Genomic DNA, 13493 nt, shown 5'->3' with positions numbered 1-13493 from the left:
TGGTTATGAAAACTGTTGATTTATATAAAAAGGCAGGAAAAAAGTTAAAGTTAAATTATATCCAAATGCTCGTCATGAGATTTTGAATGAACCAATTAAAAAAGAGATTTATCAAGATATTTTAAATTTTTATAATAATAGTCTTTTTGTTTAAATAACAGCAACTTTTTTTAAAAAAAACAAGAGTTAGTATCTTGTTTTTTCTATCTTTTTGCTTTAATATAATTAATAAGCAGTATCGGATTATATTGAAATTTGTGAGGAGAGAAAAATGAATTTATTACACGAATGATCAAATTTTAAGATCGTAAATTCAACTTCATTTTTCTTTAATCCGTTATTGGAACGTATTGCAATAATTTTTCTTACTAATTTTGTTTTATGCTACCTTGTTTTAAAGATTGTAAAATATTTTTTTGCTATTCACACTAGAAAGAATGAAACAAAATCTTTAGCAACAAGATATTTCTTTATGGCGACTTTTGTTGCTAGTGAGTTTATTGTGCTTTTAATTTTACAAATTATTCTTTTACAAATTTATGCAAGTAAAACAGATACTAGTATTTATCTTAGCATTGTTTTAGTTTTACAATTTTTTATTACAATTATTATTTTAATAAACAAACAATTTTTAAACTATATTTTAAAATTAGTTATGTCAGTTTTGTTTTCATTGTTGTTTTCATTTTTAATAACAAAACAATTATGAAACTGAATTTATTATGTTAATAATAATCATATTTTAGTATTATGGTTAATAAAAAATATTTCAATTATTTTTATTATCACATTTATTTATTTATTTGATTTAAAAACAACATTTTTACATGATTTTGCTTTCCAAATTTTAACTTTTTTAATTTTAATTAATAATTTTGAAAATGGGTCTGCCGATTTAAAAATTTTAGATCGTTCATTGTTTTTTAAAATTATTTTAAAAATAATTAAAGTTTTATGTTTATTAGATTTATTTTTTTTAATAAAAACTGTTAAAAAAACAATGAAAAATTTATGACAAATTAATGATGATAATTCAACTGATATTGTTGCACTTTTATTATTGTTAAATAATATTCGTTTTTTTAATATTAGTGAAAAAAATGCTTTAGAAAATTTACCAAATAAATTCTTAAAAAATGAAATTAATGGTTGAAGAAGGATTCTTCAAGAATAAAATAAGAATTAATTTATTTCACTAACTCAATGATTTAAAATTATTTATTAATTAAAAAGAAAAGAAGGAATAATAATGAGAAAGTTACTTAATATTTTAGCAGCGGCAACTTTAGCAGCAACACCAGCTCTTACTGCTAGTTGTAAAACTAAAGCAAAATCAGCGGAAGATAAATATAAAGATTCATCAGTTGAAAATTTACCTAATGGCCCATTAAAATCAAAAATTTTACAAACAACTTTATTTACAAAAGCAACAATTGCAAATCGACATGAAAACTTAAATACATATACACCTTCAATGTTACAAATGTTAATGCGCCTACCTGATTCATATAAAGATAAAGATGGTAATATTGTTGATATTGATTATTATCGTGGCAAATATTTAAATAAAAACAATGGGATGCCATTAACAACTTTATCATCAAATTATGATTATATGAATTTATTGGATAATGAATTATATAATACGGAAAAACAAACTAAGAAAAAAATTTCTGACTATTCTGATAAAGACCCTTTACCATCAATTCCTAATTTAACAAAAAATAGTAATATGTTAAACTATTGATATGATGGAGGACCATTGTCAAATTATTCAATTGTAAAGGAAATTTTGCCAACTAAGTGTGATGATAAAAGAATTAATCAAAACATTGTTGATGCATGTAATAAAGCAATATTTGAGATGCCACGAACAACATATTTTTATAATTTTAATATGGATTATAGTCCAATGGCGACAAAAGATATTAAATTTGATACTGACACAAATCAAAACTTTATTATTAATAATCAAAAATTTGCGGCGGGAGGACCATTTAAAACAGCACAAAAATCAGAAGAACAAGATAAATTATCGATAATTTTACAGTTAATTTCAATGGCTGATATGTTTACAGACCGTTCACAATCAAAAACATATATTAATCAGTTGAATAAATTTTTAGCATTATCAGGAGATAGTGATGGAACTTTTATGGGAAGTATTTTAGGAGCTATTTATTATCAGATTTTTGCTTCTCCTAAATTACCAAATGATCCAACGAAAGAAAATGCAAATTATACTTTTGCAAAATTTGGAGTGACAAAGGCGTTGCAACTTTTACGGAAAGATAGTACCGAAAGACAAGCAATTAAGCAAAAAATTGATGTTTTTTTTGATGCGCAATCACAAGTCTTTAGTGATTTATTGGCAGTAAGACCAATGCAACCGGGATTGGACTTAAATAAACCAGAAGGTCAATATAAAAATCGTGATGCAATGTGAAATGGTAAAACACCAAACTTACGATTAGTTGACTTATTGTTTAAAAAAGATGCTTCAACAAAATCGTTAGCTGAATTATTTACTGATTTTGGTGAATATCTTGATGATTTATATACTAAAGCAGATGTCGAATGCCAAGAAGAAGCAAATAATTCAATTAGTAGTTTTTTAAAACTTGCTGCTAATGTAGTTACTCCTGGGTTTAAAGTAGTATTACAGTCAATGTCAAAAATGATGTTATCAAAATCAGAAGGTGGTTTAGGAACTTTAAGTGTTAATGATATTAATCGTTTTGCTGTTGCCTTATCAAAAGGAATTTTGCAAAGTGCCAATGCATTAACAGAAGTTAGTAAGTTACCATGATCAGAAGCAACTGACCAAGAACAAAATCAAACAAAAATTACACAATTATTAACAGGTAGTGATGATCCATCTACACCAACAAAAGATTCATTTATGGATTTAGCATTCACATGATTTAATGATAGTACGCAACCAGTAAGAGCATTATTAAACAAATTATATTTTGATCCAGATTCAGAAACACGGAAAGATTTATTAGCAATTAATAATGCTTTATATGAATATTCAAATAATTTATTATTAGGAGCAAATTGAAATATTAGCAATGGTCAATTAGAAGAAAATAAATTATCTTATGACATTGAATATAAAGGTACAGGTGATGCTGATGTTGTTGCTAATTTAGATTTACATCAAAACTGATATATTCCAAAATCAGAAATTAAGACTTATCAAGATTTAAATGCAGCTTATTTAAATGCATTAGGTAATCGGGATTTGGATTGATTTATGAAATATGATGGTCTAGGAAATAATTATCAAAAAGTGCACTATAAATATAAAGTAACTTGAATGAACATTAATCCTGGTGATGATAGTCATCAATATTGAGTAATTTCTAATATTCAATGATTTGCAAAAGATATTAGCGGGCAATGAAAACGTTATTATGATGCAATTGAAAATGATTAAAATGAGAATATAAGGGCTAAACATGAAAAAAACATTGTTAATGAAGCAAGGAATTTTAGGAATAATTAGAGCAAAAGGGCAATTTATTTCATTGCTCCTTTTAATTTTCATTTGTTCAATTATTACTTCTTGTCTATTTACAACAGTCACTAGTTTACAATCAGCAAATCGACAAATGGGCTATGGTAGCTTTGATTATGATTATTCATTTCATTATTCAGCGATGGATTTTGAAAATTCAAATATGCAAACAATTACTCCGAGTTTTGCTTTTGATACAGAATATGTTTTAGTAGAAAACAATGATAATAAATTGACATATCCAAAAATTACAATTGGTGCAGCAGCAACAGATGTTTTTACTGCATTATCACCATCTGATATTAATTTTGAATTAACTAATGGTACAATTACTAATTTAACATTAAATTTAACATTACGAACAACTGCTCCAAATTATCAAAACTCATTAATAGCAAAATTACGAGCAATGGGCTATAATGCTTTAGCTGACCAATATTTTAAACTATTTTATACAACGCAAATATATAAAAACTTTTTAGGAATTGTTACTGACTATATTAATACTAGTTTTTTTAAAAAACAGACTAATGCAACGATTGAAGAAATTAAAGCAAAAATTGCTAATTTTATTAATGGTAAAGCAGATGCCAACCAGCAAGCAATTGAACGCTGAGATTGAAATTTAAAAACAGTTGATAATGATTTTACTAAATTTAATATTCCGGATATTAGTTTAACACTGGGGAAACAAGACAATAAAACAGTGGTAACAAATATTTCACAAAATACTTTATTTCAAGAAGGACTTCGAGGTAGTTTTGGGGTTGCTACTCGTTTTAATGTAACTGATGCAAGTGGAAACAAGGAAACACGAATTCAATATTTAGCACAATCACTATGTCAATATATTGATAAACAAAATCAAACTGGAATTAATGAAGCACGAATGGTTATTGGTAATTTATTCAATAAAGTTCCTTTTTTTGGTAATTATAGTGAACGAAGTTCTTTTCTTAATTTTGTTCAAACTTATTACACAATGTTAGGAGTTGTTAGCAATTTTGATGTTGCAATGCGACAAGAAGTTACAACTTGGGATATTACTAATAATTTAAAATATAAAGTAATTGGATGGCATGATTTATTAAAAGAAAAACAATTAAATCTTTTTGATAAGGTTAATGAGTGGGCAGGACCATCATTGAATGAATCAACAATTAGTAATTATTATGCTTTTGTTAGCCCTAATTATCTAAAAGCACATCATAAAAATTTGCATGATAACATCCAAATTGGTGAACGAACATTTACAATTGGAGCAACTGGTGGTGATACCTTAAATATTTATCCAACTATTTATGAAACTGATTTTATTCCTGATTTTAAAACGGATGTTCTTATTTATCTATCGTCTTATGGAATGTCTTTATTAGCAGAAGATAATAATAAAGGTTTAATTAGTTTAAAGGATAATTCACGAGTATTTTTAAAAAGTTTAACAAATAACCCAGCCGCAAATTTAGCAATTTTTAAAAAATATTATGCAAATAATCCCAATCAATTAGATTTTTATACTCAAATGTTAACCAAAAGTTCAAAGGCCCATGGAAATGATCTTTCAATTGGTGTTTTTGAGTCAAAAGAAGCAACAAGTTCATTAACACGGCGCTATAATTTACTAGCGAAAACAATTAATGTTTATATTTATATTGGTTTATTCTTCATTATTATTTTTGCCATAACACTATTTGCTGTTTCATATATTATTATTAAAGAAATGATTAAACGTGAGTCACCACAAATTGGAATGTTAAAAGCTGCTGGTTATTATCTACGTGAAATTGCTCTCTCATATTGAAGCATTTTAATGGTTAGTATTTTAATTGCTGTACCAACCGGTTGATTAGCTGGAATTACCGTCCAATTATTTGTAGTGAAATTATTTAATATGTTTTTTATAATAAATTGAAGTTTTACTTGAAACTGAATGATTTTGTTTTCCTTAATTGGATTCTTCGTTATTTTCTTATCATTTATTACTTTTATTACTTGTTATTTTTCAATTAATAAAACAGAAGTTTTAAGCTTAATTCATCCAATGCGTAAGTTAAAAGTTGATAATAGTTTAGCCCACACTGTCCGTAGTTTTCATTTTAAAACCTTTGTTGGACGTTTCCGTATGGTTGTTTTATCAACGTCATTAAAACAAGCATTTACTTATTTAGGAATTTTTGCCTTAGTTACATTTACTTTGACTGTCTCATTATTAGCGCCAGTCTATGCAAAAAATTTTAATACAAATTATTATAAAAACATTAAATATGGTAGTGAAGTTAAATATAGTAATGTCATAAGTAATAATCCATTTTCTTATTATAAAACTTATGCATGAAATGGAATTGATAATGTACCTAAGACGGCTGATCCGATTGAACAAGATTTATATCCAATTGGTGGTATGACGCCATTAGCAAATTACTATAGTATTGATGGGGGAGCAACAATTAAACCATTAAAAGCGGTAAAACAAGAAGCAACTGTAGCTGGCATCTTAAAAGATATGTTATCTTATAATTTTGTTACTTTATCAGGAACTAATTTATCATTGGGAATTTTTAATTATTTAAATAACTTAGTAAAAAATTCTCCGACTGGTGATAGTGTTCGAGCTTTAGTATCAGAAATTTTATGTACCGTATTACCAAAAGCATTGGGAATTGGAGCAATTCCATATCCACCATTTACTGACCAGGAAGATTATCCTTCATTATGAAGAACATGTTTTAGTAAAGCAACAAATGGTATTATCCCAGCTGCAGTTAAAGAAGATTGAAATAAAAATCCTGTTCGAGCAAATCATTTTGCATTGGGATTTGAAACAATGAGTTATAATCCAGTAACTGATGATGTTTTTACTAGTTTTGATGGGAAGTATAATGATAATCAATTTCCTGTTTATGGAATTAATCCAAATACAAAAATGCTAAAATTATCATCCACTGAGCGTGCTATTTTAGCAAATAATGATAGCAAAGTAATTAACGCAATTGCTAATGTTACCGCATTACATCAATTAAATCTTAATGTTGGGCAAGAAATTGAATTAACCCCTAAAGTAACAACATTACAATACAATACTGGTCAGAATGAATGAACAGAATTTACTAACAATAATACACATTTAAAATATCAAAACTGAAAATATAATTTAAATGGTAATTCTGCTGGATGAGATCTAAATAATTATCAAAGTTTGTATTCATTAGATAAAAGTTATTTTACTTATAATACAAGTTCACAAACGAAATATTATGTTACTGCTGATCGAAAGAGTGAATATCATAATTTAAATAATGTTGAATTATGGATTCCAAGGAATTCGGCTATGGAAGCAATTTGAAGTAAAAAAACAATTACATTGAGTAATGGTGTACAACGGACTTTATTAGAAGAATCAACAGTTGGAAAAAATAAAATTATTCGAAAAGAACAAATTGATGATAAAGAATACTGAGTTATTAAACCATATGATTTTAATTTTGGTGGAGCATATAGTGGTGATTTTGTTGATGGAATTCCAACAACGTGATATCAAGCTGCTGTTGATAACAACTTTATTAAAGCTGCGCCATCTTTAACCCAAAAACCAGTTAAAGTTAAAATTGCTAAAAGTGTTGCAACTTATGATACACCACGCCTTTTTATTAGTATCAATAATGCTAATCAAATTAGTTCATTTCCAACAAATAACATTGATGGTAACTTAAATATAATGCAATGATACAATGGGAAATATACAACAGAATTCCAACCATCTGATCAAATTAATCGTTATGCGTTATCATCAACAAATGGTGATTTATCATTAAATAATTTTACGACTTCTTATAGTTCATCTGTTTTAACAGCTGATTATGTTGGGATTAAAGCCAAAATTATGAGTCGGGTTATTATCGTTGCTTTATCAGTTGCTTTAATTTTTATTGTTATTATCATTATGGTTTCAGTTATTACAATATATTTTGCAATTGACCTCTTTATTAAAAAATTTATTAAAATTATTGCAACAATGAAAGTACAAGGTTATAGTCGCTGAGAAATTAATAATTTAACTTTAGGAATTTTTATTGCCTTTGCCGTTGTTGGTTGATTACTTGGATATTTTATCACTTGAGGTTTGGCATGAACAATTACTCAAAGAATTTTAATGTTCTTTAATTTCTATGTTCCAATTGGAACGGGACTAATTACATTACCAATTATCTTGGGAGGAATTATTATTTTATATGTTATCTCATACTTTATTTCAATGAAAAAAATTAATCAATTAAATATTCAGGAAATTGTTATGATGGAAAGTTAACATTATTTAGGCATCATGTAATCGAAGTGCAACAAATCAATTCTGAAAGGAGTTGATTTTTTATTGAAAAGAAACATTATTTTATTTTGCGGTCCTTAGTAATTAAGTATGGGAAAGATATTGTTATTAATACTGTAAATAAGATAGTAATTAATAATGTAAAAGAAAATGAATAAATTATCCGCGTAATTTATTAGCGGTAATTTATTCAATATAGTTTATTTTGAGCGTAGCGAACACGCGAAGCGTGTCGCAATATTTTTAGAGAGGAGATGTAATATGCCAACTTGATTAACGACAATATTTAGTGTTGTTATTGTATTAGCAATTTTTCTTTATTTTGGTTTATTAATTTATCAAAAAATTAAACAAATTCGAGGAAAGAAAAAAGATAAAAAAGAAATTGAAAGAAAGGAGAGTAATAAATAATGTTAGGTATGTATTTAACAACAGCGTTTAATTTTTTAACAGCACCTACACCTAAAACTATGACTAAGGGTATGACTGGTATTTGAACGGGTTTGACTAGTGCATTATGAAAAGTTAAAGAAGGTATAACAAATATTTTACCTGAGATAATGGTTTTCTTAGGTGAAGCGTGAATTATATTAATTCCATTTGCTATATTTTGTATTATTAAAATCTTAAATTTTTTCCGTGTTATGGTTAAAGGATTTTAATATTTATATTTAAAGAAGAAAATGAAGCACTTAATAGCAAAATACGAATACTTAAAAAGAATTTGGAGGAATTATAAAATGAAAACATTACAAGATTTAATTAAAGATTTAACAGATATTATTGTTGAATAACAAAAAATAAATGATTATTTAGAAAATGAACCATTAGATTTAGAAGATGCTGATTTATCTTGTGCTTATTTACGTTGGGCTAATTTAACAGATATTAAAATCACAAAAGAACAATTAGACAAATTAACTGTTATTGAGGAAAAAAATAATGAATATAACAGAATCAATTAAATTTGACAAACTACAAGAAGAAAATGAAGCACTTAAAGAATAATGTATTTTAACTGTGGCACAATAGTTTTTATATGTGATTTGATTAAATAATTTTATTGTTTATTTTTACACTATACACTGTTTACAAATTTATTTTTTAATAAACTTTATTATTATCTTTAATATTGGGATAATTTTAAGGTTGATAAATCTATATTGTTTATTATTCATAATATTGAGTCTATTATGAAAAATATTTTTTAGTAGGATTTAATAGAAATAAGAATATTTCTATTAAAGGTCATAATAATAACAGTTTTGAACCAAAAATTTTTATAATATTTTTTATAAATACACTTACTTTTTTTAAAACTTGTAAACAGTGTATACTGTAAAAATATCAATTTAATTATATTTAAGGTATTATTATGGTTTTCTCTCTGTATAAAAATATTTATAATTTAACAAATTGAAGTGTTGAAAAAGAAGAACAATTAATTAATGATTTGGAGAAATTATAAAATGAAAAAATTACAAGATTTAATTAAAGATTTAACAGGAGTTACTGTTGAAGAACAAAAAATAAATGATTATTTACAATATTAAAAATTAGATTTAGAAGATGCTGATTTACGAGATGCTAAATTACAAGGTACTGATTTATCTTTTGTTGATTTACAAGGTACTTATTTACGTTGGGCTAATTTATCTTTTGCTAATTTACGAGATGCTAAATTACAAGAGGCTAAATTACAAGATGTTGAAATAACACGACAACAATTAGACCAATTAACTGTTATTGAGGAGGAATTATAATGGGAAAAAGAAAGTATTGTGAAGATTGTCAAGAAGACGGATTAAATATTCCTTATGATTGTTATTATTGGTCTTTTTCAGATGAAAGATATACACAAAAAGAAATTGATTTTATTGTTAGCGAATGTTCTGCTAGAGAATTAAGACAAAATTTTAAAGCTAAATTGCATTATGTATGGCTAGTTGCTTTATTTCATATTGCTAGTGAGGAAGAAAAACAATGAATATAACAGAATTAATAAAATTTGAAAAACTACAAGAAGAAAATGAATTACTTAAAAATGAAATTACTGAATTAAAACAACAAATATTATATAAAGAAGATTTTTATTTTCAATTATTTTGTATAAATTGTGAAAAAGTTGACGAATGTATATTATCAAATTGTTCAAAAAATACTTTAAGAAAAAATTATGTTTTATCTGATAGTTCTAAATATGACAAATTACCTAGTAAGGAGGATTAATTAAATAATGAAAAAGTTAAATAAAAAAATTATCAACAAAATAAATGAATTAATGCTTAGAAGTTATCCAGTTTCAAAAGATGATACTACAGATGAACATTGAGCATTAGGCAAACAAAATTTGGAGGAAATAATATGCGTTTTGTAATGTGTTATAAAAATAAAGATATTTGAAGACCGGAAAAAGATGATAACAATAATAATTTAACAAATTGAAGTGCTGAAAAAAACAAGAATTAATTAATGATTTGAAAGATTTAAATTAAATGAGTTTATATGATTATTGAGTTCAATTTGTTAAATTATTATTGTTATTATTTGCTTTTACTTTTTTAGGTTCACTTAAAAATAACGCTTTTTTCATTTTAGTAAAATAATTTTGTTTATATTGATTATATAAATTGATTAATTCTGTTCCAGTTAAATATTTTCAAATATTTCGCTTTAAATTTTCATCATATTTTATAATAGGATAAGAATTAACATAAATCAAACCGATTGCTACTTGTTCCGAATGTTTTTCACTCGGATAAATAAACTTATTACTCAATCAAAACCCAATATGACGATTATGATTGGGTAAATTAATAAAACTTGCTTTATCTGTTGTAAAAGGGATAAATTCCTTACTAATAAAATAATTTTCTACATTCTGATTTTTCTTAACAAAATTACTCAATTTTATCAACTTCTTCAATTTTTCAATATTGATTTAATTTTTCTTTTTCAACATCAAATTCTACCTTAATTTCAAAAATATATTTTATATACATAATAATCACAAAAATAATAATTATAAAAGCATATACAGACATAATAATTGCAAATACAAAGTGTGAAAAATCTTTATCATTTCAACTCAATATTGAAAAATAAATAAAAGAACTTAAAAAACAAAAACCAACAATATACCAAAAAAACAATTAAACTTAATAAAAAATATCTTTAATAAAATCTCTCTTTATTTTTTTATATTCCTTAGTTGTTTTAAATTTCATATCCATAATATAGTCTCCTAACTAAATATTTGTTTAATAAACAATGTTATAAATAATGTTTATATAATGTTTTTTAATTGTAATAAACACTGATTATTAACAATGTTATACATAATGCTAATATATTGTTTATTTAATGTTTAATAAACAATGTTAATAAACATTGTTAAATATAAAAATAATAAAAATTGGCACACTGAAAAATACTATTTAATTTTTAACAATAGTTATTAAAATATAAAATCATAAGTTTATAATTAAGTTGATATTATTATGTTTTTCTCTCTGTATAAATTATTTTAAATAGAAAGAAGAAATAAAATATTGAAGAAATAATAAATTCATTTTTCTATTTAATAAATTCATTTTTTACAAATGTGATACCATCTATTTTTTGATTATCATGAATGGTATCACCAATTAAAACAATTATTTCACTAATAATAATTTTAATAATAACTTTTAAATTTATTATTTGAATTTTTAATAAATTAACAAATTTATAAATATTTTTATACAGAGAGAAAAGCATAATAATACCTTAAATATAATTAAGTTGATATTTTTACACTATATACTGCCTACAAGTTTTTTCATCTTGTTAACATTATCAATAATAACCAAAATAATTAAATTTATTTAAAAATAAATTTGTAGACAGTGTATAGTGCAAAAATAAACAACAAAATTATAGTGTGCCACAGTTAAAATACATGATAAATAATAAATATAAATACTAAAATCCTTTAACCATAACACGGAAAAAATTTAAGATTTTAATAATACAAAATATAGCAAATGGAATTAATATAATTCACGCTTCACCTAAGAAAACCATTATCTCAGGTAAAATATTTGTTATACCTTCTTTAACTTTTCATAATGCACTAGTCAAACCCGTTCAAATACCAGTCATACCCTTAGTCATAGTTTTAGGTGTAGGTGCTGTTAAAAAATTAAACGCTGTTGTTAAATACATACCTAACATTATTTATTACTCTCCTTTCTTTCAATTTCTTTTTTATCTTTTTTCTTTCCTCGAATTTGTTTAATTTTTTGATAAATTAATAAACCAAAATAAAGAAAAATTGCTAATACAATAACAACACTAAATATTGTCGTTAATCAAGTTGGCATATTACATCTCCTCTCTAAAAATATTGCGACACGCTTCGCGTGTTCGCTACGCTCAAAATAAACTATATTGAACAAATTACCGCTAATAAATTACGCGGATAATTTATTCATTTTCTTTTACATTATTAATTACTATCTTATTTACAGTATTAATAACAATATCTTTCCCATACTTAATTACTAAGGACCGCAAAATAAAATAATGTTTCTTTTCAATAAAAAATCAACTCCTTTCAAAGTTGATTTGTTGCACTTCGATTACAAAATGCAATTTTTGTGATGCTGGTAAACCTCATCAAAAACCTTTAATTGAATATATGAATAGTGAATTAAGATATTGATTTCCTAAGGGAGCTGATTTTAATAATGTTAGTCAAAAACGAATTGATTGAGTAGTTAATAATAGAAAAAATGAAAAACTCCGACCGTGTTTAAAATGAATAAGTGCTAAAGAAATGTTTTTGCATAATATATAAATAATAAATATTTAAAAATGTATATTAAATTATAAAATATGTCATTAAAATTAATAAATTATTTTTTAGTGTGTTTAAATATGGATAAAATAAAAGAAAAATTAAAATATTTTTAATTTTTTTAAATTTATGGTTGATTTTTGTAATTTTTATTATATTATTTAACTAATAAAGATTTGTTGCACTTCATTTTACATAATTCAAATTTTATTAGAATTATGTTATATAGGAGAGAAAAGATTATGTCAGATATTAAGTTAATTGCTGTTGATTTAGATGGAACAGCTTTAAATTCCAACGGAGAAATGTCCCCGCGTACTTTGCAAGTTTTAAAAGGATTAGCTAGCAAAGATATTAAATTAGTAATTGCAACTGGTGGCCCATTATATCAATGTAAGGATATTGCCGCAAAGTTAGGTTTAACTGATAGCAATGATTTTATTGTTAGTTTAAATGGGTCTGTTGTAACAAATAATGTCACGAAAGAAATTTTGTTTTGTGATTTTTTAAATCACTAATTATTACGAGATATTTATTTAGATGTTATTGAACTTGATTTAGAAACATTAATTATGTTTGATGCTGATCATTCTTCATTTAATAAAATGCTTTTACATTGTAAAGGATTTGAAGATAAAATAACAAAAGGTTATTTAGCAAGTTTCTCCACAGTTAAAGATGAAGTAACGGCATGTTTATATTCTACTGATTTTAATATTAATGTTAATAAGATTTATATTAGCAGTTATACCCCCGATGTTAATCGGTTTGTAACAAAATGACAAGGAAAGATTGAAATTTCCTAA

General features: G+C 24.7%; 17 protein-coding genes and 1 pseudogene. 13 read left to right on the top strand and 5 right to left on the bottom strand.

Annotated elements, in window-relative coordinates; translation table 4 throughout:
• Positions 1 to 271 precede the first annotated feature (271 nt).
• From SCITRI_RS07115 to SCITRI_RS10625, 10 genes are all read left to right on the top strand, one after another.
• Positions 272 to 1174, top strand: coding sequence for a hypothetical protein (locus SCITRI_RS07115; protein ID WP_071937776.1), 903 nt, complete (start codon positions 272 to 274; stop codon positions 1172 to 1174).
• Positions 1175 to 1249: 75 nt separating this feature from the next.
• The gene (locus SCITRI_RS07110) at positions 1250 to 3442 is read left to right on the top strand and encodes a hypothetical protein (protein WP_071937775.1); all 2193 of its coding nucleotides are present in this window, start codon (positions 1250 to 1252) and stop codon (positions 3440 to 3442) included.
• A gap of 22 nt (positions 3443 to 3464) precedes the next feature.
• On the top strand, positions 3465 to 7829 hold the full coding sequence (locus SCITRI_RS07105; protein WP_071937774.1) for an ABC transporter permease: 4365 nt from the start codon (positions 3465 to 3467) through the stop codon (positions 7827 to 7829).
• Between the two features lie 26 nt (positions 7830 to 7855).
• A complete protein-coding gene (locus SCITRI_RS10275) occupies positions 7856 to 8005 on the top strand; it encodes a hypothetical protein (RefSeq protein WP_155522075.1) in 150 nt (49 codons plus the stop codon).
• Positions 8006 to 8108: 103 nt separating this feature from the next.
• Entirely contained in the window at positions 8109 to 8258 is a 150-nt protein-coding gene (locus tag SCITRI_RS07100) for a hypothetical protein (protein ID WP_071890527.1), read from the top strand.
• Positions 8258 to 8509: a hypothetical protein gene (locus SCITRI_RS07095; protein WP_071937770.1), complete on the top strand. Its 252-nt coding sequence runs from the start codon at positions 8258 to 8260 to the stop codon at positions 8507 to 8509. Before SCITRI_RS07100 ends, SCITRI_RS07095 begins: the two co-directional genes overlap by 1 nt.
• A gap of 894 nt (positions 8510 to 9403) precedes the next feature.
• The gene (locus SCITRI_RS12505) at positions 9404 to 9610 is read left to right on the top strand and encodes a pentapeptide repeat-containing protein (RefSeq protein ID WP_084566913.1); all 207 of its coding nucleotides are present in this window, start codon (positions 9404 to 9406) and stop codon (positions 9608 to 9610) included.
• Positions 9610 to 9840, top strand: coding sequence for a hypothetical protein (locus SCITRI_RS07085; protein WP_071937657.1), 231 nt, complete (start codon positions 9610 to 9612; stop codon positions 9838 to 9840). Before SCITRI_RS12505 ends, SCITRI_RS07085 begins: the two co-directional genes overlap by 1 nt.
• Positions 9831 to 10076 carry a hypothetical protein gene (locus SCITRI_RS07080; protein ID WP_071937773.1) on the top strand — a complete coding sequence of 82 codons (246 nt, stop codon included), beginning with the start codon at positions 9831 to 9833 and terminating at the stop codon, positions 10074 to 10076. The genes SCITRI_RS07085 and SCITRI_RS07080 overlap by 10 nt, the downstream gene beginning before the upstream one ends.
• 7 nt (positions 10077 to 10083) lie before the next feature.
• A complete protein-coding gene (locus tag SCITRI_RS10625) occupies positions 10084 to 10224 on the top strand; it encodes a hypothetical protein (RefSeq protein ID WP_167693721.1) in 141 nt (46 codons plus the stop codon).
• Between the two features lie 132 nt (positions 10225 to 10356).
• Here SCITRI_RS10625 and SCITRI_RS07075 read toward each other — a convergent pair whose 3' ends face one another.
• The 5 genes from SCITRI_RS07075 to SCITRI_RS10265 all read right to left on the bottom strand — a co-directional run bounded on the left by SCITRI_RS07075 (position 10357) and on the right by SCITRI_RS10265 (position 12482).
• Positions 10357 to 10755 (bottom strand): DUF3627 domain-containing protein, encoded by a 399-nt coding sequence (locus SCITRI_RS07075; protein WP_084566898.1) that lies wholly within the window; start codon positions 10753 to 10755, stop codon positions 10357 to 10359.
• A gap of 668 nt (positions 10756 to 11423) precedes the next feature.
• A complete protein-coding gene (locus SCITRI_RS07065; protein ID WP_237237885.1) occupies positions 11424 to 11606 on the bottom strand; it encodes a hypothetical protein in 183 nt (60 codons plus the stop codon).
• A gap of 204 nt (positions 11607 to 11810) precedes the next feature.
• Positions 11811 to 12062, bottom strand: a complete 252-nt coding sequence (locus tag SCITRI_RS07060; RefSeq protein ID WP_071937770.1) for a hypothetical protein — start codon at positions 12060 to 12062, stop codon at positions 11811 to 11813.
• Positions 12062 to 12211, bottom strand: coding sequence for a hypothetical protein (locus tag SCITRI_RS07055; protein WP_071890527.1), 150 nt, complete (start codon positions 12209 to 12211; stop codon positions 12062 to 12064). The genes SCITRI_RS07060 and SCITRI_RS07055 overlap by 1 nt, the downstream gene beginning before the upstream one ends.
• Positions 12212 to 12314: 103 nt before the next feature.
• Entirely contained in the window at positions 12315 to 12482 is a 168-nt protein-coding gene (locus SCITRI_RS10265) for a hypothetical protein (RefSeq protein ID WP_164023928.1), read from the bottom strand.
• Here SCITRI_RS10265 and SCITRI_RS10260 point away from each other — a divergent pair.
• The 3 genes and pseudogenes from SCITRI_RS10260 to SCITRI_RS11635 all read left to right on the top strand — a co-directional run.
• Positions 12472 to 12687, top strand: a pseudogene (locus SCITRI_RS10260) (IS30 family transposase); the annotation flags it as partial. The gene SCITRI_RS10265 and the pseudogene SCITRI_RS10260 sit on opposite strands and share 11 nt — an antisense overlap.
• Positions 12688 to 12929: 242 nt before the next feature.
• Positions 12930 to 13205 (top strand): HAD family hydrolase, encoded by a 276-nt coding sequence (locus tag SCITRI_RS11640; protein ID WP_237237884.1) that lies wholly within the window; start codon positions 12930 to 12932, stop codon positions 13203 to 13205.
• Positions 13206 to 13259: 54 nt separating this feature from the next.
• A complete protein-coding gene (locus SCITRI_RS11635; protein WP_237237883.1) occupies positions 13260 to 13493 on the top strand; it encodes a hypothetical protein in 234 nt (77 codons plus the stop codon).

This window comes from Spiroplasma citri, assembly GCF_001886855.1.
Classification (GTDB): domain Bacteria; phylum Bacillota_I; class Bacilli_A; order Mycoplasmatales; family Mycoplasmataceae; genus Spiroplasma; species Spiroplasma citri.
Note: the sequence above shows the minus strand (reverse complement) of the source record. Positions and strands in the feature narration are given on the sequence as shown.